The 20,434-nt window shown below is 51.5% G+C and carries 18 protein-coding genes; 7 read left to right on the top strand and 11 right to left on the bottom strand.

The genetic code is table 11. The features are described 5' to 3' along the window. Positions 1-12 precede the first annotated feature (12 nt). Positions 13-636: a bifunctional 4-hydroxy-2-oxoglutarate aldolase/2-dehydro-3-deoxy-phosphogluconate aldolase gene (locus ACXAD4_RS23045; RefSeq protein ID WP_475244373.1), complete on the top strand. Its 624-nt coding sequence runs from the start codon at positions 13-15 to the stop codon at positions 634-636. 192 nt (positions 637-828) lie between these two features. Here the strand turns inward: ACXAD4_RS23045 and ACXAD4_RS23040 are convergent, their stop codons facing one another. Further along, positions 829-1,047, bottom strand: a complete 219-nt coding sequence (locus tag ACXAD4_RS23040) for a hypothetical protein (RefSeq protein WP_475244371.1) — start codon at positions 1,045-1,047, stop codon at positions 829-831. Positions 1,048-1,156: 109 nt separating this feature from the next. On the opposite strand from ACXAD4_RS23040, the gene ACXAD4_RS23035 reads away from it, so the two are divergent. After that, positions 1,157-1,303, top strand: coding sequence for a hypothetical protein (locus ACXAD4_RS23035; protein ID WP_475244370.1), 147 nt, complete (start codon positions 1,157-1,159; stop codon positions 1,301-1,303). An 89-nt stretch (positions 1,304-1,392) separates the two neighbouring features. Here the strand turns inward: ACXAD4_RS23035 and ACXAD4_RS23030 are convergent, their stop codons facing one another. Together ACXAD4_RS23030 and ACXAD4_RS23025 are read right to left on the bottom strand one after the other, a co-directional pair. Continuing rightward, on the bottom strand, positions 1,393-2,139 hold the full coding sequence (locus ACXAD4_RS23030; protein WP_475244369.1) for a 3'-5' exonuclease: 747 nt from the start codon (positions 2,137-2,139) through the stop codon (positions 1,393-1,395). A gap of 12 nt (positions 2,140-2,151) precedes the next feature. Then, entirely contained in the window at positions 2,152-4,026 is a 1,875-nt protein-coding gene (locus ACXAD4_RS23025; protein WP_475244368.1) for a putative nucleotidyltransferase substrate binding domain-containing protein, read from the bottom strand. Positions 4,027-4,262: 236 nt separating this feature from the next. Between ACXAD4_RS23025 and ACXAD4_RS23020 the strand changes: the two genes are divergently transcribed. Then, positions 4,263-4,997 (top strand): esterase/lipase family protein, encoded by a 735-nt coding sequence (locus ACXAD4_RS23020; RefSeq protein ID WP_475244367.1) that lies wholly within the window; start codon positions 4,263-4,265, stop codon positions 4,995-4,997. On the opposite strand, the gene ACXAD4_RS23015 is transcribed toward ACXAD4_RS23020, so the two are convergent. From ACXAD4_RS23015 to ACXAD4_RS22995, 5 genes are all read right to left on the bottom strand, one after another. Beyond that, positions 4,989-5,954: a LacI family DNA-binding transcriptional regulator gene (locus ACXAD4_RS23015; RefSeq protein ID WP_475244366.1), complete on the bottom strand. Its 966-nt coding sequence runs from the start codon at positions 5,952-5,954 to the stop codon at positions 4,989-4,991. The genes ACXAD4_RS23020 and ACXAD4_RS23015 overlap by 9 nt on opposite strands. Before the next feature lie 207 nt (positions 5,955-6,161). Further along, complete coding sequence (locus tag ACXAD4_RS23010) at positions 6,162-7,076, bottom strand: ROK family protein (protein ID WP_475245625.1); 915 nt, start codon at positions 7,074-7,076, stop codon at positions 6,162-6,164. Positions 7,077-7,287: 211 nt separating this feature from the next. Next, positions 7,288-7,593, bottom strand: a complete 306-nt coding sequence (gene chbA, locus ACXAD4_RS23005) for a PTS N,N'-diacetylchitobiose transporter subunit IIA (RefSeq protein ID WP_187464111.1) — start codon at positions 7,591-7,593, stop codon at positions 7,288-7,290. Between the two features lie 94 nt (positions 7,594-7,687). Continuing rightward, complete coding sequence (locus ACXAD4_RS23000) at positions 7,688-9,016, bottom strand: PTS sugar transporter subunit IIC (protein ID WP_475244365.1); 1,329 nt, start codon at positions 9,014-9,016, stop codon at positions 7,688-7,690. Positions 9,017-9,045: 29 nt separating this feature from the next. Next, on the bottom strand, positions 9,046-9,354 hold the full coding sequence (locus ACXAD4_RS22995; protein WP_107299461.1) for a PTS sugar transporter subunit IIB: 309 nt from the start codon (positions 9,352-9,354) through the stop codon (positions 9,046-9,048). A gap of 186 nt (positions 9,355-9,540) precedes the next feature. Between ACXAD4_RS22995 and ACXAD4_RS22990 the strand changes: the two genes are divergently transcribed. The 3 genes from ACXAD4_RS22990 (at position 9,541) to ACXAD4_RS22980 (ending at position 13,460) form a co-directional block, all read left to right on the top strand. Continuing rightward, a complete protein-coding gene (locus ACXAD4_RS22990; RefSeq protein ID WP_475244363.1) occupies positions 9,541-10,824 on the top strand; it encodes a PTS sugar transporter subunit IIC in 1,284 nt (427 codons plus the stop codon). A 279-nt stretch (positions 10,825-11,103) separates the two neighbouring features. After that, positions 11,104-12,006: an ROK family protein gene (locus tag ACXAD4_RS22985; protein ID WP_475244362.1), complete on the top strand. Its 903-nt coding sequence runs from the start codon at positions 11,104-11,106 to the stop codon at positions 12,004-12,006. A 59-nt stretch (positions 12,007-12,065) separates the two neighbouring features. Continuing rightward, positions 12,066-13,460 carry a glycoside hydrolase family 1 protein gene (locus ACXAD4_RS22980; protein ID WP_475244361.1) on the top strand — a complete coding sequence of 465 codons (1,395 nt, stop codon included), beginning with the start codon at positions 12,066-12,068 and terminating at the stop codon, positions 13,458-13,460. A 111-nt stretch (positions 13,461-13,571) separates the two neighbouring features. Here ACXAD4_RS22980 and ACXAD4_RS22975 read toward each other — a convergent pair whose 3' ends face one another. Next, positions 13,572-15,281 carry a solute:sodium symporter family transporter gene (locus ACXAD4_RS22975; RefSeq protein ID WP_475244360.1) on the bottom strand — a complete coding sequence of 570 codons (1,710 nt, stop codon included), beginning with the start codon at positions 15,279-15,281 and terminating at the stop codon, positions 13,572-13,574. Positions 15,282-15,330: 49 nt separating this feature from the next. Next, positions 15,331-17,433 carry an alpha-galactosidase gene (locus ACXAD4_RS22970; protein WP_475244358.1) on the bottom strand — a complete coding sequence of 701 codons (2,103 nt, stop codon included), beginning with the start codon at positions 17,431-17,433 and terminating at the stop codon, positions 15,331-15,333. A 220-nt stretch (positions 17,434-17,653) separates the two neighbouring features. Between ACXAD4_RS22970 and ACXAD4_RS22965 the strand changes: the two genes are divergently transcribed. Continuing rightward, entirely contained in the window at positions 17,654-18,709 is a 1,056-nt protein-coding gene (locus tag ACXAD4_RS22965; RefSeq protein ID WP_475244357.1) for a LacI family DNA-binding transcriptional regulator, read from the top strand. Positions 18,710-18,839: 130 nt separating this feature from the next. On the opposite strand, the gene ACXAD4_RS22960 is transcribed toward ACXAD4_RS22965, so the two are convergent. Further along, the gene (locus ACXAD4_RS22960; protein WP_475244356.1) at positions 18,840-20,432 is read right to left on the bottom strand and encodes a hydantoinase/oxoprolinase N-terminal domain-containing protein; all 1,593 of its coding nucleotides are present in this window, start codon (positions 20,430-20,432) and stop codon (positions 18,840-18,842) included. Positions 20,433-20,434 lie beyond the last annotated feature (2 nt).

Here is a 20,434-nt window from a genome sequence, read left to right as displayed (position 1 = left end):
GAGTAAAGAATTATGAGCAACCTAAACGATAAACTAGCTGCGCTAAAAGTAATCCCAGTTATTGCGATCAAAGACGCTGAAGACGCAATCCCACTAGGTAAAGCCCTAGTTGACAACGGCATGCCTTGTGCTGAAATTACTTTCCGTACTGAAGCGGCAGCACAAGCTATCCGCAACATGCGTAAAGAATTCCCTGAGATGCTAATCGGTGCGGGTACGGTTCTAACTAAAGAGCAAGTTGACGAAGCTATCGACGCTGGCGTTGACTTCATCGTAAGCCCAGGCTTCAACCCTACGACAGTAAAATACTGCCAGGAGAAAGGTGTTGCTATCGTTCCTGGTGTAAACAACCCAAGCCTGGTTGAGCAAGCAATGGAAATGGGTCTACGTACCCTTAAGTTCTTCCCAGCTGAGCCTTCTGGCGGCGTTTCAATGCTTAAAGCACTGACTGCCGTTTACCCAGTTAAGTTCATGCCTACTGGCGGTGTTAGCCTGAACAACATCGATGACTACCTAGCGGTACCTTCTGTACTAGCTTGCGGTGGTACTTGGATGGTTCCAGGCAACCTAATTGACAACAAGCAGTGGGATGAGCTTGGCCTGCTTGTGAAAGATGCGGTAGCCAAAGTTCAGTAATTGCTTCACCCCCGATGAATTTTCTGATTTTAGTCGATCATTTTTGATTTTTTGAATTTGATACCGGCCTAGTGAAAATCATTTTTCTAGGTTGGTATAGCTAGTCACTTGCCAAAGTTACTACATTAATTGATCCAGTTGCCCCAGCCATGAGCTGGGGCTTTTTTTATCTGCAACACATGAAATATCAGCTCAACTGAATGGAGGCCGAGGGTATTGGTATATTTCAGGCGGAGTCCTATTCAGCATCTCGCTGGTGCGGTACAGCTCCATGTACTGGCGGTTCATCGGCGGCTCGTCATAGCTGCGGGCAAACATACTGCTCTCACAACCCATTAGCCCCAAGAGAGAAGCGGCCGCTACCAAGGCTGGTAAGCATAACCTTAGGTTAAACCCTGTCTTAAATTTCATCAAAGGCTCTCACACAAAGGATGGCCTCTTAACTATAAGTCAGATTCTCACTTTCTGGAGGACGCTGAGAAACAGCCTATATTGAAAGGTAGTGAGTGGAAGGTTCTCCATGACGACGTTCTTGATTATTGTCTCGACCTATTACCTGCTGACTTCCAAGCGGCACTTACTGTCACGGCGTGTTATAGCTGTCATCGGCGTGTTCATTTTGTTTATCCTGCTCATTGCTTATCTTATCTATCACTCCTCTCTGTAACAGCGTGTAAGTCCAGAGCTAATGTACAAAACAATAGGCAAACAAAAGGGGCCCGTAGTAGCCCCTGTTAGTTTGTGATGACGTTGCCCTTACTCACTCATCGTCAAATCAAAGTGGTGCATGTCATACACCTCTTCGAGCCGAGGCATTGCGCGGCCAAAGCACTTGTTAAGCAGGGCCAGCAGCAACTCACCGGTGGCGACTGCATCAATCAAGGCACCATGGCTCGGGTACTCCGGCAAGCCATAGCGCTGGCGGATTGAGGACAAGCGGTAATCCCCTTCTTCACGCATATGGCGGTTGGTTACCAGCATCTTTTCAATCAGCAAGGTATCAAGCCATAGCAATGGCGGCAGCGGGATCCCAAAGCGTTGTTGCAGGTAGTGCTCAAGAAAAGACTTCTCAACCGTGAGGCCATGAACCAGCACTATCTTGCCAGCCATTTTGGCAAACAGGGCATCCATCGCCTCGTCCAGCCCCACCCCAGACTTCAGCATCTCTGGGGTGATCTGGTTGATAATCGCCGACTGCGCGTTGATCCCGCTACTGTCCTTGATAAAGGTCTCTTCACAACTGCTTAAGTTGAGCATGCCATTTTGCATCTCAACATAGCCAATACTGAGGATCTGATCTTTGTCCGGGTTCAGCCCTGTCGTTTCAAAGTCGAGGCTGATGATATCCCGCTCCAGCAGCGGAATGTCAGGCGCAGGCAGTTCACCACCGAGCAGGTTCACCACCTGCTGGGCAGAATCAATGGCTTCATAGTTATCACGCCACTTGGCCTGTGCCCTCGACAGGCGGTTAAGCGGCTTGAAATAAGACAGCATTCGTTTCATCTATAGCAATCCTTATGCCTGGCCATAGCGTAGCTTCACCGCATCCTGGTGCTCAGCGATAATCCGGAATGCATCCTTGAGGTGCTTACGCTCAAAGCTGCCGAACATATCCGGTGAGATATGGTTATCCGGCACCTCGCCGTTCTTGAGCGCCTGCAGCTGATGGCTGTAGCGCACCCGGGTAATAAAGCGGTAGGCACCGATAATATCTTTAAGGCTTTCCTCGCTCAGGCTGCCGTGCTCAAAGGCATACTGGAATCGCTCTTCGGTGCCGGTCAGGGTACAACCTACCGACAGGCTGTAAATCCGCGCCAAGTCGACGATCAGATTAAGGGCATACTTTTTGATATTGAGGGTGTTGCTCTGATCGCCATTCTTCTCCAATACAAACTTATTGAAAATACCCAGCGGCGGCTGGGTCTCCACGGTGTCTCTGGCCAAGATACTCAAGAAGCTGCTGTTCTCCCCCAGCAAGTTCATCAAATGTGCCTGTAGCTCTTCGGAAAACGCCGCATGGCCATGGATTGCTCGTACTTCCAGGAATACGGTGATATTGAGCAAGCGATCGTATTCTGGATTTTCCGCCCATTTCGAGTAATACGCCTTCCATACCGACAGCGGTTGGCACCATTTCTGTACCGAGGCCATATAGTTACCGCTACATAGGCTATAACCGCAAGCATCCATCCATTTGCAGACATCCATTGCCAGCAGCTTGAAATACATACGCTGATCATCGGTCACATCATCGGACAAGATAATGGCATTGTCCTGATCCGACAGGGCATGGACTTCATTACGCGCGTGAGAACCTGCCACCACCCAAGCATACTCGCATGGCGGAGGTCCCATCTTGGCTTCCACAAGCTGCAAAATACGGCGGTTAAAGGTATCCATGATCATCGCCATCACCTGACCGATGATCTCCGACCCAACATTACCTTCAATCAACGCCTCGAAAATCGCCTGACGTTCCGAAGCCAATTCGACCAAGTCTTCCAGCGAGTCGGTGTAGTTAATTTTCTCGATAAGGAAAATGGCCTGTACCCGGTGCTTCTGAATCAAGTGGGTAGTCGACAAGACACCGACAACCTGCCCGTCTTTAACCACAGGCAGGCTTCTGACATTGTGCTGCATCATCAAAGAGGCGGCTTTCATGACCAAATCATCGGGGGAGACAATCAATGGGTTCGGTGTCATCACTTCCTTGATCTGCCTGTCGGCATTGACGCATTTTGCCAATACCCGCTTGGCCAAATCGCGGTCGGTCATCACCCCGACAATCTGGTTGCCATCTTTAACCACCGCTAGCGGTGACGGGGTTTCAACCGTCATCCGATATGCCGTTTGCTGGATCGATAATGTCGCCGGTACCACTGTCACCCTATCGCTGGCCACTTCTGCCACGGTTTTGAAGAACAAGCCCTTTTCATCATCTGACCACACCACACTCAATGCTGATTGGATACGAACCTGCGCCTGTGCCGCAAAATGCTGGGCATATTCCGGATATGAGCGCAGGATATGCTTGAGCTTGGCGTGGGGGATCAAATACAGCAAGGAGTTTTCCATCGCTGTTGCTGTATAAGCCATCTCTGCTTGGCTATTTTCCCCTTCAGTTTGTAGGAAGCTAAAGCCGAAGATATCTTGCTCGCCTAACTTCGCACGTAATACCCCATCGGATTTACGCTGCTCCATCGCACCGGTACGGATAATGTAGAGGTAGCACTCTTCCTGATCGGTCGAGAATGCAATCCGCTCACCCTGCCCCAAATAGTTAATCTTGATACAGCCCGCGATTTTTTCGAGACAGTCCTGAGGCAACTTATCGAACGGATCAACATGGGTCAGAAATTCAATGATGTTCGGCAACAAAGTGTGAGACATGAGTGGTATCCGGTTGGGAGAAAAAGTCGAGTGAAGCCAATCTATGGATTAGCTATCGATAGGAAATATAATAATACAATTGGGTTTATTTCGAAATGCATGGATGAGCTCGAGATACATAGATGACGCCAAACATGGCTCTATGTCACGGTTCAGCCGATGTATTGCAAGGTCAATAACTATTCAGGTGGCTACGGTATGATAATTAATCAGTCCAACCCGCAACGCTTTTGATTATGACACCGAAACACTCCCTGATTGCCCTGTCACTGATAGGCTTGTTGACTGCCTGCTCATCCCAGCCAGAGATTGCCGATGACGGCGATGTGGTGGTGCTTGCCCATGGCCTAGGTCGCAGCAGCCATGCGATGTGGAAAATGAGGGATAACTTAGAGCAAGCGGGATTCGCGGTATGCGCCATCGACTACTCGACCATCGGCGTTGCGCTGGATGACATGCTGGATGACACCCGCCAGCAAATCCAAAGTTGCGTGTCCAAAGACGGGCAGACTCACTTTATCGGTCACTCACTCGGCGGCTTGGTGATCAGGGATTACCTGGCACAGAACCCTGTCGACCCGCAGCACTTAGGCAAAGTCATTTTCATGGGAACGCCCAACCAAGGCAGTGAAGTCGCTGATCACATGCAGGATAATTTCCTGATGGATATTGGCGGGGAAGTTAGCCAATCCCTAATCTCAGGCGATACCAGCTTGGGTAACCGGCTACCGGAGCCTAACTATCCTGTGGGGATCATTGCTGGCACCAAGTCATCGTTCGCGACCAAATCCTATTTTGATGTGGCCAATGACGGTTTAGTGTCGGTTGAATCGGCCAAGGTTGACACTATGGACGATTTTATCGCATTGAAGGTAAGCCATACCGCGATGCGTTACAGCCAGACAGTCTCCGAACAGGCAATCCACTACCTCAAGCATGGCCAATTCGACCATACCGGTAGTTTACGCTAGGGTCATCACCGAGGCGCGGGCAACCAAGCGGCCAGACGCGGCAGGTGCCTGCTCTAGCTGGAGGGGCTTACCATCGACAATACCCTTAACCCGTTTCAGGCAATCATCAATTAAAGATTCGGTCGGGTAGCTGATACAGGTCAGCGGCGGGTAGAGCAAAGTAGCAAGCGGCGAGTCTTCCAAGCTGATGATCGACACTTCCTGCGGTACTGCAATATTAAACTCACGCATCAAGCGCATGGCTTCGGCAGCATGGCTATCACGCTTGACCACCAGTGCGGTGTATTTGGTGAAGCTGTTGATCAGTGCCAACAGGCCTTGCTCGACATCACTCTTGGCTTCCACGACCAGTTGGCGGTTGAAAGGGATCGACAGGTTTTGCAGCGCGCTGCGATAGCCATCCAGCATCTGTTGGCTAGCGGCCTCTTGAGCATCATCAATCAGCAGAGCAATTTGGCGGTGACCCTTGCCAAGTACATAGCGGCAAGCGCTTTCTGTGGCAAAAGCATAGTTGTAGCCACTGACCAGGCTACCTTCGATACAGACATTATCGAAATGCACTACATTGGCCGGCTGCGGGCCTGCAGGCGGCGCGCCCATCACGATGATGGCCTCACACTGGTCTTGCAGCTCATCAATGACCCGGCGCTGGTCTTCTGCATCGCTAGCGTAATGCAGCAGCATGAATTTGTTGAGGGATTTTAGACCTTTGGACAACAGTGGTAGGTAGTTAGCGACATTGGTCGCTTCAGCCGATGGCAATACGACACCGATATAGTGCGAGGCTTGCTTAGCCAAATTCTGCGCGGCAACGTTAGGCCGGTAGTTTAGCTCCTCGACGGCTCTCAATACCGCCAACTTGCTCTCTTCCTTGACCCCACGCGTACCACTCAGCACACGGGAGACCGTGGCTTTAGATACATTTGCTAGCTTTGAAACATCAGTGATGGTTGCCATTAATCCGTACTACATCGTTGTTACCCAAAAATTCCCACTGCACCGTACCGTCTTCAATGCCAGCAGACACAGCAGGGGTCTATCATATCATAGTCACCTCCACAGTCATTCGACCATGAAGAAAAACCTCTTTTATCCCGGACAGTTTCCATGAGTTTCCACCCTAATTTCCACTCACTGCACCCGTGATTAATAGCCTAGTACCCTTCAGGCTGCCTCAGCGTGCATCGACGGCAGCCATGCCGCCCCGCGCACACCGCTGCTGTCGCCAAACCTGGCTTTGACTATCTGGGTATTGCACTGCTTCGAGAACACATACTTCTCGACGGCCTTCGGCAGGTCGCGGTAGATAGCTTCGGCATTGGACAACCCACCGCCAAGTACTATCACATGGGGGTCGACCACATTAATCACCGAGGCCAAGCTCCGGCCAAAGGCATCGATAAAGTGGTCGTAGTAGCCTTTGGCTTCCTCGTCACCCATCTCCGCCGCGGCAATGATTTCCTGTGCCGTCAGGTTACAGCCAAGCCGCTGGTTGAAGCGCTCGGTAAAACCAGTACCGGATATAAAGCGCTCGATACAGTTGTCCTTGCCGCAATAGCAAGGCTGGCTAATGCCATCAGTGCGAATATCGTAACCCGGCAACATGTTATGACCCCACTCACCCGCAATGGCATTGGGCCCCATCAGCAGCTGGCGATTTACCACCATCCCACCGCCGCAACCGGTGCCGACAATGACACCGAATACCGTGTTGCCATTGGCACCCGCGCCATCGACGGCCTCTGACAGCGCAAAGCAATCGGCATCATTGGCAATGTAAACATCTTGCTCCAGCGCCTGGATTAAATCCGACCATAGGTCATGGCCGTTAAGAACCAGGCAGTTGCAGTTCTTGATTTTATCGGTCACCGGATCGACCGCCCCCGGCAGCCCAATGCCGATAGACAAAGGCTGGCCAACGGTGAACCGAATATCGGCAATGAAGGTCAGCAAGTTATCCATGAAAGCCTGATAGCTCGTTTTGATGGTCGGGATGCGCTTGCGGAACACCTGCTCCCCATTGGCATCCAGTACCAAGCCTTCGATTTTAGTCCCACCGATATCCAGTCCTAACTGCAACATCTGCCTACCCTCTTTGTTATTAACTTTGTGCGTTTCAGCATTGGCGAGCATTCTGGTTCGTTGTGTCGATACTCAAAAATCTCGGCAATGATGAAAGTGAATGGTGGTGTCAGTAGCTGGAGAAAAAATTGCCTGTATTCAAGGCTGTGGGACGAGAGGGCTTCATTGTCCCTCTCTTATGGTCTAGCTGACTGACTTTATGTTGGAATTACTGCACGCGGCGATGCAGTTCAATCAGCTCGGCAACCAATTCCTTGGCCAGCATCGAGGTCATCAGATGATCCTGGGCATGTACCATGACTAATGTCATTTTGGTTTTGCCTTCGCCTTCATCGGCTTCAATCAGTTGGGTCTGTACCAGGTGAGCCTGGTTGGCAAACTCCTGGGCTTCTTTCATCAGGCCTTCGGCTTCGTCGAAATTCCCCTGTTTGGCATGGCGAAGGGCTTCATAACAAAGGCTGCGTGATTGGCCCGCGTTGATGATGATGCCCATTACCTGTTCTTCTAAATCCATCTTTCTCTCCACTTTACTGCAGCCCTGCTGCCTGGCAGCAGAGCTGGGTATCTCTTGATATGAATAATTGGTTTCTTAATTTTATGAGGGGGAATTAAGCCGTTACTGGCTGACCTTCTACCGCTTCTTCGTCTGCTTTGTTCGCCGCTTCCTGCTCAAGCAGTTGCTTCTCGTAAGCCTTAAGGAATGGCAGGTACATAATCGCTGCCGAAGCCATACACAGCAGACACAGGATAACCGGGCTAAATGACCAGTTCGCCGCCCAAGATGCACCGATAGGGCCAGGGGTTGTCCACGGCGTCAGCGATACCACGCGCGCTACCAAGTTCAGGTCAAGGGCAATGTAAGCCAGAGTCGCGTTAATCATTGGCACCAATACAAACGGTAGGAAGAACAGCGGGTTCATGATAATTGGTGCACCGAACAGGATAGGCTCGTTAATATTGAACATACCCGGAACCACACCCATCTTACCGATAGTACGCAGGTGGATAGCTTTGCTGCGCAGCAGCAAGAAGGCCAATGGCAGAGTAGAACCCACACCACCGATTAGCAGGTAGTGATCCCAGAAGCCCTGAACATAGATGTGCGGGATAGCTTCGCCAGCCGCCATAGCTGCCTGGTTAACAGAAAGGTTCGCCATCCAGAACGGGTTCATGATACCGGTGACGATTAGCGCGCCGTGGATACCGGCAAACCAAAGGATCTGACACACCAGTACCGATAGCAGCAGTGCAGGCAAGGTATCAGACGCAGCGACCAGCGGCTCAACCAACGCCATAATTGCCTGTGGGATGATCATGCCAGTTTGTGATTCAATCAGTAGGTTCAATGGGTGCAGCGTCAGGATCAGCACCATCACCGGAATCAGGATTTCAAACGAACGGGCAACACCAGTCGGAACCTGAGGCGGCAGGCGAATAGTGATGTTGTTGCGTTTAAGGAAGGCATACACTTCGGTCGCGTAAATCGCTACGATCAATGCCGTGAAAATACCTTGGCCAGAGAAGTAAGCTGTTGAAATCATGCCGTTCTCAAGCGGTGCTGCCACCAACATGAAAGACATGAACGACAGCATACCCGTGGTCAACGGATCCAGGTCATGGTGGCGAGCCAAACTCGCTGCGACCCCGACCGATATAAACAGGGTCATTATCCCCATGCTGAAGTTAAACGGCAGCATCAGAGTATCGAAGTGGCGCTCGGAAAAGTCCAACCATGCGCGGGCAAAGCCCCAGGTGGTATCTTGCGAGAACGGCGGGAAGATAAACACCAACATGAATGAACCAACAATCATGAAAGGCAGTGCGGCGATAAAACCATCACGGATCGACGTGACGTATTTCTGCTGGCCGATAGCTCCGGCCATGGGGGTGATTTTTTGCTCTATCACCCCGATTAACTTGTCGTATAGGGCACTCATAACGATTCCTTTATTGTTATAGTTCGTGATTAACCGTCAATTAGCGACAGGGCAAAGTCCAACACCTTGTCACCCTTCTGCATGCCGTAATCCATCATGTTGATCGGCTCTACCTTGATGCCGTGGGCGTCCGCTTTCTTCTGCAGATCCTGCTGCATGTATTTCACCTGCGGGCCAAGCAATACGACTTCGTAGTTACCTACCTGCTGGTCAAATTCCGCTGCGCCGTAGGCTTTGATTTCCGCATCCAGACCACGCTTTTCCGCTTCGGCAACCATTTTTTTCACCAGAAGGCTGGTCGACATACCTGCAGAGCAACACAACATAATTTTTTTCATTTTTAAGTCCTCTATCGAATGATTTCGGTTTGAAATATACGACCAAAGGAAAATATTGGAAACCGGTTTCCAGGTAATCCATTTCTATTTGTGAGTGTGATCACCAGAAAACGCAGAATGTTCTGGCAAAATGTGATCCGTTCAATATTGAGACCGGAAACTGTTTCCAAAGGATTAGCAAAACCTATGAACATTCAAGTGATGAATGTCGCGGCAAGTGTCATCGAGCAGCGTATCTCGCCATTGGCGAACTGGCTGACACGCAGCAACCACGTTACCGCATTGAGAGACGGCTTTTCGTTAGCGATGCCGTTTGTGATCGTCGGTAGCTTGTTGGTTCCATTTATTTTTCCGCCGTTTGCCATTAATTACACCAGCAGTTTCGGCCAGTTCTACCTCACCCTGAAACCGCTACTGGCACCGACCTTCGAGCTGACAATCGGCCTGATCGCCCTCATTGTTGCCTTCGGTGCCAGTGCTAGCCTGGCCAAGCAATACCAGATCCCCGAACGCTTATCCGGCCTGACGGGTTGTTTGGCTTTTTTGCTGTTTATCGGCTTTAGCGGCAACGAAATGCCCAATGTCTACCTTGGCGGAATGGGCATCTTCACTGCGTTGATATCAAGCACCTATGCGATTGAGATAATTCGCTTTTTTTATAAACGAGGCTGGTACATCAAGCTGCCGGATGAAGTCCCGCTGATGACCCGCAACGGTTTCCAGCTGATCGTGCCGCTGATGGTTATCCTGCTCTCCATTAGCATGATCAACGCTTACTTGCAGGTAAACACCGGGCTTATCTTGCCTGAGCTGATCGCTTCGGCATTACAGCCACTGATCGTCGCCTCCGATACCCTGACGGCTGTCTTGGTGTCGCTGTTGATCTGCCACCTGCTGTGGTTTATCGGTATCCACGGCGCTCTTATCATCACCGGTATCATGAACCCATTTTGGATAACCTACCTGGTTGAAAACCAACACGCCCTAGCCGATGGAGCCGAACAGCTGCCTCATATCTACCTGCAAGGCTTTTGGGATTTTTACCTGCTGATTGGCGGGATTGGCTCCACTCTGCCGCTTATCTTCATGGCGCTCAAAAGTCGCTCTAAGCAGTTGAAATCAGTGGGTAAGGTTGGGCTAATACCATCTCTATTTAATATCAACGAGCCGATATTATTCGGTTTCCCGATCATCATGAACCCGTTGTTCCTGATCCCTTTTGTCGGGGTGCCACTGATCAACGCCTGCATTGCCTGGTACCTCACCGATATCGGAACCCTCGACCGGATGGTGGCGCTGCTGCCATGGTCGATGCCGGCTCCTCTAGGCGCTGCATGGGCTGCCAACGGCAGTTGGAAGAATATGTTCATGTGCCTGTTTGCCATTTTTAACTCATGGATGATTTACCGCCCGTTCTTCAAGGTCTATGAAAAGCAGCTGCTTGAACAGGAAGCCCTGCGTCAGAGATAAGTCCTGTGTCAGAGATAAGTCCTGTGTCAGAGATAAATCCAAGGCCAGCGATAAGTCCTATGCTGTAATAAAGCCCCACTAGCAACAAGCTGCATCATACCTTCTAAGCCGCCCAAATCGGGCGGCTTTTTTGTTTCGATCAAAATCACAGATCCAGAGATACCCTGCCGATATTTTGTGACCTTTCTCATTTTATGGAAACCGGTTTCCATACTGATCTATCTTTTCTCAGTTTATGTCCGTAGATTCCCCACCAGAACATCAAACAGGCAGGACACAATGACGACCCAACACATTCTTGTACTGGATATCGGCGGCAGCGCCGTCAAATATGCCGTGATGGACTCCCATGCGACCTTGCTGCACAAAGGCAAGTTCACTAGCCCGAAAACATCGCTCGATGACTTCTGGCTAGCATTGGACAAAGTGGTGTTGACCCTGCGCCAGAAATACACCCTCAGCGGCATGGCTATCAGTGCTTGCGGCGCGGTGGACTGTGACAGCGGCGTTATCCATGGTGCCAGTGCCCTGCCCTACATCCATGGCCCCAACTTCAAATCGTTAATTTTCGAACGCTACCAGCTAACGGCAGAGCTCGAGAACGATGCCTGCTGCGCCGCACTTGCCGAGCTCTGGCAAGGCTCGGCCCAGCAGGCCAACCAGTGCTGCCTGGTGGTCATTGGCAGTGGTATCGGCGGGGCTGTCATCAACAACCGCCAGATCCAACACGGCCACCAGCTCCACGGCGGCGAGTTCGGCTATATGCTCACCGGCGAGAAAGACGGCCTACCCGTTACTTTCAGTGACATGGCGTCCACCCGCGCCTTGGTTGAGTCGGCTGCGCAAGCCCTGGATGTTGACGTTGACAGCCTGGATGGCAAGGCCGTATTCGAGGCTGCTGAGCAAGGGGATGAACGCCTTCAAGAGGTCATCGAGCAATGGTACCGCACCCTGGCAACTGGCCTATTCAATATCCAATATTGCATTGATCCCGAGACCATCATTCTCGGTGGCGCGATTAGCGAAAGGGCGGATTTGCTCGAGCACCTCAACCGCCATCTCGATGGGCTGATGCAGGCCATTACTATCGCCAACATCAAGCCTAGGCTCGCGACCTGCCAGGCAGGCAATGACGCCAATTTGATTGGTGCCCTATTTCATTACTTGCAACGGCAAGCCTGAACCCTATTTCCGATAACACCTATCGTTCACAAGCTGAGCGATCAAAGACTGAGGCAACTATGACAACTTTCACTTTCCCGGAAGGTTTCCTGTGGGGTGCGGCAGCATCTGGCATTCAAACAGAAGGCACGACCAACAAAGCCCACCCGTCCATTTGGGATACCTGGCACCAGAACAGCCCAGAGCGTTTCTTCAAGGAAATCGGTCCTGCGACAGTCTGCCAAACCTACGAGCGCTACCAGGAAGATGTCGCGCTGATGAAAAAGATCGGCATGAACTCCTTCCGTACCTCTATCCAGTGGTCCCGCCTGATCAAGGACTTCGAAACCGGTGAAGCCTGCCCGGATGCTGTTGCCTTCTACGATGCCTATATCGACGAGATGATTGCCAACGGCATTACGCCGATGATCAACCTCTACCACTTCGATATGCCAGCCCAGCTGCAAGAGCAATACGGTGGCTTCGAGTCCAAGCATGTTATTGAACTTTTCGAGAAGTTTGCCCGTACCGCCTTCAAACTGTTCGGCCACAAGGTCAAGCACTGGATCACCTTCAACGAACCGATTGTCCCGGTTGAAGGCGGCTATCTGTATGATTTCCATTACCCATGCAAAAAAGACGGCAAACTGGCAGTCCAAGTCGCCTTCAACATCATGGTTGCCCATGCCAAAGCGGTACTGGCTTACCATGAGATGAAGCTTGATGGTGAGATTGGTGTGGTGCTAAACCTTACCCCGTCATACACCCGCAACGACAGCGACGCCGACCAAGAAGCGGCATGGTATGCCGACCTGCTGTTCAACCGCAGCTTCCTTGACCCGATGGTGAAAAACACCATTCCTCAAGAGCTGTGCCAGATCCTGCGTGACAACGACATCATGCCGGCATTCAGCGACGCTGAAATCGATGAAATCAAAGCAGCCGAAGTCGACTTCCTGGGTGTTAACTACTACGTGCCGCGCCGCGTCAAAGCCCGTGAAGGCGAATACACATTGGATTACTTCACGCCAGAGAAGTACTTCGAGAACTACATCAACCCGGAAGGCCGCTTCAACCCATACCGTGACAATAACGAGATCCTGCCGACGGCTATCTACGATATCGCCAAAAACATCCAGGATAACTACGGCAACATCAAATGGTATCTAGCAGAGATCGGTATCGCGATGGATCTGGAGTCGGAAGGCCCAGTACAAGAAGACGGCATGATTGACGACAGCTTCCGTACCGAGCTAATGAAAGAGCACTTTATCCAGTTGCACCGCGCGATGGAAGAAGGGGCAAACTGTTTCGGTATCCACCAGTGGACGTTCATTGACAACTGGTCATGGCTGAACTCGTTCAAGCGCCGCTACGGCTTCTACCGCCTGGATCTGGAAACCGGCAACCGCATCCCGAAACGCCACTCAACGTGGTTCAAAGAATTGGCAACCACCAACCAATTCACAGTGTAAATCGCACCGAATTCCCCCTCGGTAGAAAGATAAAAAAGCCCGGCAGTTTTCACTGCCGGGCTTTCATTTCAAAAGTCTAATTTCAAGAAGCTATTTTTCAGATAACGATTCTTAGGACTCAGGAGCCAACACTTGCTGCGAGGCCTGCTTTTTTTTGAAGTACCTTACGGCAACACCCACCAGCATCACCATACCACACAAGCCGTAGACCTGCATGAAGGTTGGGTCATCAGACACAAAGCCTACTTTGCTGAACATGATGTAGGCACCCAATACCATGTAGAGGATGACGGCCGACGCTTCGAAACGAAACTCCCACGGCGTCACATCCATACTCTCATTTACCGGCATCACATAGTCACTGCTGCGCGGTGCAAAGTGGCCAATAACGAACATCAGTACAGTACAAACCACGAATAGAATTGCGAGCTGGTGCAGGAAGTGCAGTGGCGTTTTGAAGATAAGCTGCATCGAGGCATAGGAGCTAACAAACACCACCAGCGCCACTTTGGCCGCAATGGCAGGTACGCGCTTGGAAATATAACCAACGAAAACAATGGTAAAGATTGGCACGCTAAAGAAGCCTGCCACCATTTGTAGGTACTGGAACAAACCTTCAGGGGCATACATGATAAACGGGGCAATACAGATAGCGACAACTGCAATCAGCACACCAAACACGCGGCCCTTGGCCACCAACTCTTTGTCTGTCAGCCCTTCCTTGGCAAAGATAGGTTTGTAGACGTTTAGCGCAAATAAGGTGGTTGAGCTGTTCAGTACCCCGTTAAAGGTCGACAGAATGGCACCAAACATTACCGCCACAAAGAAACCGACCAAAGGCTTTGGCAAGACTTCGTTCACCAAGCGGGTATACATGGTATCCGGGTTACCGGCATCGGCACCAAACAGGTGGAAGGCGATGATACCTGGAATGATCAAGAACAGCGGCGAAATCACCTTGATGGCACCGGCCCAGATCACCCCTTTCTGACCTTCCTTGAGATTCTTGGCACCCAGCGCACGCTGGATAATCGACTGGTCGGTACCCCAGTAGTACAGGTTCACCAGTAACAGGCCAGTAAACAAGGTTGAGAACGGCAGTGGATCGCTGGCAGCACCCACCGACTCCAACTTCTCCGGCGCAGCAGTCAGCAAGATATTCAAACCTTCACCAAAGCTGCCGCCACCTAGGGCAAACAGGCCAAAGACTGGGATCATCAAACCACCAGTGATCAAACCCACGCCATTGATGGTATCGGCAATCACTACCGCTTTCAGGCCACCGTAAATGGCGTAGAAGAAACCCAGCAGGCCAATCAGTGCACTGATCAACGCAATGGCCTGGAATTCCGAAATCCCTAGAATCGACTCAATATCAAAAATACCAGTCAGTACCACCGCGCCTGCGTACAGGGTGGTCGGCAAAATATTAATCACGTACTGGCACAAGAACAGCAGGGTAACGAATTTTTTCACCCCAAGATCGTAGCGGCTCTCGAGAAAATCCGGCACCGTGGTGATCCCCTGCTTGAGGTAGCGAGGCACCAAGTAAAGGGCGATCATCACCAGGGTAACACCACTGGCCACTTCCCAGCCCATGACCGACATATTGTGGGTATAGGACTGGGCAGACATCCCGACAAAACTGGTTGCACTAAGGTTGGTTAGAATCAGGGATGAGGCAATCAAACCACCGGTCAGTGAACGGCCGCCGAGAAAAAAGCCATCGTGGGAGTCATTCTTCGAGTTCTTCACTTTGCTGTAGGTAAACCAAACCACAAAGCCAGTAAACAAGAAGAATGAAATGAGTGTAATTTCCATCTTTCAGTTCCTTTTGTTTGGTGGCACCTGGGGTGCCACCGGGTACGTTTTAATCTTTTTGTAGGTGTAGGATCAGGGCAGATTCGGGATCGAGGATCGGCAGGATAAGGCCGATTTCCATCAAGTTATCTCCCCGTAGGTGTAGGGTTTTATCTATCCATGCCGGGCGGTGCTTCATCAGCTGGAACGAGCTTTGGGGCATCTCGACAATTTTTACCGAGTACATCGCTTCTGCTTCCAAGCAGCTCAAACGAAGCGGGGCTGGCAGGGCATGGGATGGCATCGCGCGCTGGCAGACAGTGATCAACATTTCGTCCTGATGCTCGACGCCATAAATGTATTGGCGCTCATCTGCCGGGTCGATCCGGAAGGCGCGGCCATTGTGCAGTAGGGAGCGGAAACACTTGTGCAGCTCGATGTAGTGGGCGAAAGCCGCCTTCTCTTCTTCACCGACCTTGACTGGATCCAGCTCGACACCCATATGGCCCTGCAGTGCCGTCACGCCGCGCAGGTTGATGTTGTGCATCCGCTTGGTTGAGTGGCACTCGGCAGGGCCAATGTGGGCACCCATCACTTCCGGCGGGAAGAAGTAACCCATGCCTCGTTGGATAGTCTGGCGCTCCAAAGCGTCATTACAGTCTGATGCCCAGAAACGATGGGTACGCTTGAGCACTTCGAAATCGATGCGGCCACCACCGCTCGAGCAGGATTCAATTTCAACCTCTGGATGCTTAGCCCTTAATGCATCAAGCAGAGCATAGAAAGCCAAAGTTTGTCCCTTCACTGCAGGTTTGCCATTGTGGGCCGGCTGGACCAATTCGCGGTTCATATCCCACTTGAGATAGCTGATCTGGTAGCGACTAAGCAAATCATCCAAACGGCTAAACAAGTAATCGAAACAGTCCTTGTTTTGCAAGTCGAGTACATACTGCCAACGGCCTGACGGCTGCTGGTAACCCTCGATGCCTAAGACCCAATCAGGATGAGCACGGTAGAGGTGCGAGTCCATACTGACCATCTCTGGTTCAACCCACAGGCCGAACTCCATGCCGTTATCCACCACATGCTGGATCACCGGCTCCAGGCCATTCGGGTATTTAGTTTCATCAAGGTACCAATCACCCAGCGCCGCTTTTTCGCCATCACGGCCGACAAACCAGCCGTCATCAATAATGAAACGCTCGACGCCCATTCGAGCCGCTTCGCTGGCCATCTTCATGATGTAGTCAGGATCATGGTCGAAGTAGATCCCCTCCCAGGTATTAAGGTGCACCGGGCGAGGCTGATCTGGGGTGAACGCCAGAATGTTTTCGCGAACATAGCGGTGAAAACGCTCAGAGATCCCATTCAAACCAGCGTTGCTGTAGGTCGCAAAGAGCTCAGGCGTGGAATAGCTTTCATGTGGAGCCAAAGCAACTTCGCCGGAGAACAGCAACTCACTGGCCTGGATAAAGCGGCGTCCATCACTACGAACATCGGCACGCATGCGGTGGTTACCACTCCAAGCAAAGTGAAATCCCCATACCTGGCCAGATTGCTCAGTGAACCCTTTGGCACCGGCAAACAAGCCCGGGAAGTTCTCGTGCGAGGTACGGCCGCGGCGGTTTTCCTGAACAAAGCCACCGTGCTCAAACGCAACACGGTGGGTCTGGAACTCCTGGCACCAACGACCATGGAAAGTCATTAACTCATTGGCGTGATAAGGCACCGGCAAGGTACACGCCAATTTGTCCAGCGAGTAAGCCTCATCACCAAGGTTCTTGATAATGAGCTTCTGGCGCAGAACATCACTGCTGGCATCCAATTCGAACTCCACATCCAGTTGCAGCATGGCCACGTCATCAACCAGCTCGAACACCACGCATTGTCCTTGGTGGCGGTAGTTTTCCATCGTAAACACCGGGGCAAAGTCATGGCCTTGGCGATTACCTTCAAGGCCTGGCGCATTGAAATGCCCCGCCCCAAGTTCAGGACAAACACTCAACGGCACATCGACATCGAGTCGCGCTTGGCTCACCGGGCGCTCGGTCGCCAGAAACAGATCTTCATCAATGGCGGATACCTTGTTACCCCAATGGATAATCTCCGGAATACGCCCCAACTTAAACACCAAACTCAGGTTCTGGCTCTGTAAATGAAGTAGCTTTGTCATAGTCTCTCAAAAATTGTTTTCGATAACATTTACAAATAAATTAGATCACTAACAAGCCATTTAAAAAGCCAATAGCGATGAAAATGTGATCAAAGATCCTTTTCAAACCTGAGTTACGTGAGAATCATCACCAAATGTTTTCGAAAACATAAATCAACAGAAAGGCCTTTTGTCATGTTCATGATAGAATGCTTTACATGTTCAAAATGGATGGCAAACAATGACTGCAACTTTCAAAGATGTCGCCCGTTTGGCCGGTGTCTCTACCCAAACGGTATCCCGAGTTACCAACGGCGCGGAAAATGTATCGATCAAAACCAGGGAAAGGGTACTTGCAGCTATAGAAGAGCTTGGTTATATCCCGAACAAAGCCGCGCAGGCACTTAAAGTTCAGAATAAAATCATTGGCTTGATCACGTTGGACATGGCATTTCATGGTGCGGCAATGATTGCCAACGGGGTACGCCAACAAGCCCATGACGCAGGCTATACCTTGGCCATCTCGGCGGTAGATAACCTTGAAGACCAAGACATTGAAAGTGCCGTTAGGGAGCTGATCGCCCAGCAGGTTGAATCAATTATTATCAACGCACCGGTATCTAGTGACCTTGCTGGTGAACTCATGCAAAAGTACGCCAAGGTAAAACTGCTGTTCATTGATGTGCCAGACGGTACCCAGGTCAATGCGGTGTGCAGTGCCAACGGCAACGGTGCGAAGCAAGGGGCAGAACTGCTTATCGCACTTGGGCGGACTCAGCCGGTATTATTAACCGGCCCCAATGTCTCTTATGCCTCTCAACAAAGAACCCAAATTTGGCAGGATATTTTTGCCATCCACCAGCTAGATATTATCGCCCAATGCGAAGGAGACTGGTCAGCCTCAAGCGGCTACCAAACCATGCGCCAGGCGATTGTGCAAAACCGCCACTTCGACTGCGTGCTGGTCGCCAATGATCAGATGGCTCTAGGAGCACTGCGCGCTTTGAATGAAATGGGTATCGACGTGCCAAACAGTGTGTCGGTGATCGGCTTTGATGGCACCGAGGACAGTGCATTTTTCTCCCCGCCACTGACCACCATCAAGCAGGATTTTAAATTACTCGGCCAGACTGCAGTCAACAAGCTGCTTACCGCCCCAGCGGATCAGGTAGACATCACCCATATCGGTGTCACACTGATCGAGCGAGAGAGTACGGCACCGCGACACCAAGACAAAGAACATATCCAGCAAGCCAAGCAGTTACTTGATAAAGCGCTGAGGTTGCTTGACCAATAACAGGGACACTTGATACTCCAACGATAGAAAAACAAAGCCCGGGGCGATATCCCGCCCCGGGCTTCATAGTGTCTTACTGTGGGCTATTGCTTGCAGTAATAGATTTCCGATTAAGCTGGCTCGATAATGGCTAGGCGATTTTTCCCGCCGCTTTGATCTTCACATGGACCCGGTTGCCCTGCAGGTAGCTGAGCGGAATTTCGTGGCGCTCGATTACCTGCACGCTGTCGGGACAAGCACCGGCTTCTACCGCCAGTTGCTCGGCTTCCTGCTCTAAGGCCTTCAGTACCTCTAGGCGCTGATCCGGGGCAATCTCAACGATTTTATCCAGCTGTCCGGAGATCTCTCCTAGGGCAACCCCGATGGCATTGGCGACTTCGAAATGCTCAGGGCGGACGACTTCACTGACCCCACTAAAGCTATCAGGTAACAAAGCACTGCCACCGCCCACCAGGATCACCGGCACCTTGGCGGCCGAGGTTTTCATCTTATCGATACCCTCTTCCACCCGCTCCACCATCTGCTGGTAAACAAGCTCGGCAGTGATCATGTCAATGCCAAGAGGCTGTGCCTGCGGCTCGCCTGTCCATTTCATTGCACCCTTTTCAAGCGCAATATCTGTCAATGTCAGGGTATCACCGCCAAAGCTGCGCGCCTTTCGGGTCAGTTGGTGGCCGACACTTTCCGGCCCTAGCTGTAGCGAACGAACATCTCCAGCTTCAATCGCACCTTTTACCACCGTACCGCCGCCAATGCCGATAGCCAGGATATCCGGCATCCGAAAATTGGTGCGCACCTCTCCAAGTTCTACCGCTGCACTCGACTCACGCGGGTAGCCATGAGTCAACGCACCGATATCTGATGTCGTGCCACCGACATCAACCACAATCGCATCGGACAAGTTTGTCAGGTGGCTGGCACCACGGATCGAGTTGGTCGGCCCACAGGCGACAGTCAAAATCGGGTATTTTAGAGCAAACTCCTGCGACATCAGGGTACCGTCATTCTGGCCGAAATACGGCGTCACATTGATACGGTGTGCCTCGAGAGCATGGCAAAAACCTTCGACAAAGCGCTTGGCTGTGCCCTGCAAGGCCGCATTGAGGATAGTGGCATTCTCACGCTCAAGCATGCCAAGGCTACCGATCTTATGCGACAGGGAAAGACCAACGCCCGGCAACTCTTCGCGGAGCCATTGCGCAACCTGCAACTCCTGCTGGCTGTTTACCGGCGAAAACACCCCGCATATCGCTACCGAATCAACCTTGCCGCGCATTTGTTGGCACAATTGGCGGATCTCCGCTTCTTGGATCTCGGCAATAAGCTGGCCATCGTATTCGTAGCCTCCATGCGCCTCGTAGAAGTGTCCGCCAAGCAAATCCTGCCACTCACGGCTCCAGCCACACAGTGGGGGTACGCTACTGCCGCTTGGCAGCGACAGGCGGATCATCCCGACCCTATCCAACCCCTTGTGCTCGACAATCGCGTTAGTGCACTGGGTGGTGCCTAGCATGGCGTGCTGGACTTGATCGCCAGTGATACCAGCCTGCGCGAGTAAAGCGTTAATCGCGCCGTCGATCCCCGATGCAATATCGGCAGTGGTCGCTACTTTGACCTTGGCGACACAGTTAAGCGCAGCATCTAACAACACCCCATCGGTGTTGGTACCGCCCACGTCAATACCCAAACGAAACTGGCCTAAACAAAATTGATTCTGTTCCATAC

The organism is Photobacterium sp. AWH4_225, assembly GCF_056158405.1.
This window is presented reverse-complemented; position numbering and strand designations above follow the sequence as displayed.

What these genes read in the sequence shown, in the direction of transcription:
- ACXAD4_RS22990 (WP_475244363.1), top strand. Translation starts at nt 9,541, where the DNA reads ATGAACATTCAAGTGATGAATGTCGCGGCAAGTGTCATCGAGCAGCGT.
- ACXAD4_RS23045 (WP_475244373.1), top strand. Translation starts at nt 13, where the DNA reads ATGAGCAACCTAAACGATAAACTAGCTGCGCTAAAAGTAATCCCAGTT.
- ACXAD4_RS22980 (WP_475244361.1), top strand. Translation starts at nt 12,066, where the DNA reads ATGACAACTTTCACTTTCCCGGAAGGTTTCCTGTGGGGTGCGGCAGCA.
- ACXAD4_RS23015 (WP_475244366.1), bottom strand. Translation starts at nt 5,954, where the DNA reads ATGGCAACCATCACTGATGTTTCAAAGCTAGCAAATGTATCTAAAGCC.
- ACXAD4_RS23030 (WP_475244369.1), bottom strand. Translation starts at nt 2,139, where the DNA reads ATGAAACGAATGCTGTCTTATTTCAAGCCGCTTAACCGCCTGTCGAGG.
- ACXAD4_RS22965 (WP_475244357.1), top strand. Translation starts at nt 17,654, where the DNA reads ATGACTGCAACTTTCAAAGATGTCGCCCGTTTGGCCGGTGTCTCTACC.
- chbA (WP_187464111.1), bottom strand. Translation starts at nt 7,593, where the DNA reads ATGGATTTAGAAGAACAGGTAATGGGCATCATCATCAACGCGGGCCAA.
- ACXAD4_RS23035 (WP_475244370.1), top strand. Translation starts at nt 1,157, where the DNA reads ATGACGACGTTCTTGATTATTGTCTCGACCTATTACCTGCTGACTTCC.
- ACXAD4_RS23020 (WP_475244367.1), top strand. Translation starts at nt 4,263, where the DNA reads ATGACACCGAAACACTCCCTGATTGCCCTGTCACTGATAGGCTTGTTG.
- ACXAD4_RS22970 (WP_475244358.1), bottom strand. Translation starts at nt 17,433, where the DNA reads ATGACAAAGCTACTTCATTTACAGAGCCAGAACCTGAGTTTGGTGTTT.
- ACXAD4_RS23040 (WP_475244371.1), bottom strand. Translation starts at nt 1,047, where the DNA reads ATGAAATTTAAGACAGGGTTTAACCTAAGGTTATGCTTACCAGCCTTG.
- ACXAD4_RS22960 (WP_475244356.1), bottom strand. Translation starts at nt 20,432, where the DNA reads ATGGAACAGAATCAATTTTGTTTAGGCCAGTTTCGTTTGGGTATTGAC.
- ACXAD4_RS23025 (WP_475244368.1), bottom strand. Translation starts at nt 4,026, where the DNA reads ATGTCTCACACTTTGTTGCCGAACATCATTGAATTTCTGACCCATGTT.
- ACXAD4_RS22995 (WP_107299461.1), bottom strand. Translation starts at nt 9,354, where the DNA reads ATGAAAAAAATTATGTTGTGTTGCTCTGCAGGTATGTCGACCAGCCTT.
- ACXAD4_RS22985 (WP_475244362.1), top strand. Translation starts at nt 11,104, where the DNA reads ATGACGACCCAACACATTCTTGTACTGGATATCGGCGGCAGCGCCGTC.
- ACXAD4_RS22975 (WP_475244360.1), bottom strand. Translation starts at nt 15,281, where the DNA reads ATGGAAATTACACTCATTTCATTCTTCTTGTTTACTGGCTTTGTGGTT.
- ACXAD4_RS23000 (WP_475244365.1), bottom strand. Translation starts at nt 9,016, where the DNA reads ATGAGTGCCCTATACGACAAGTTAATCGGGGTGATAGAGCAAAAAATC.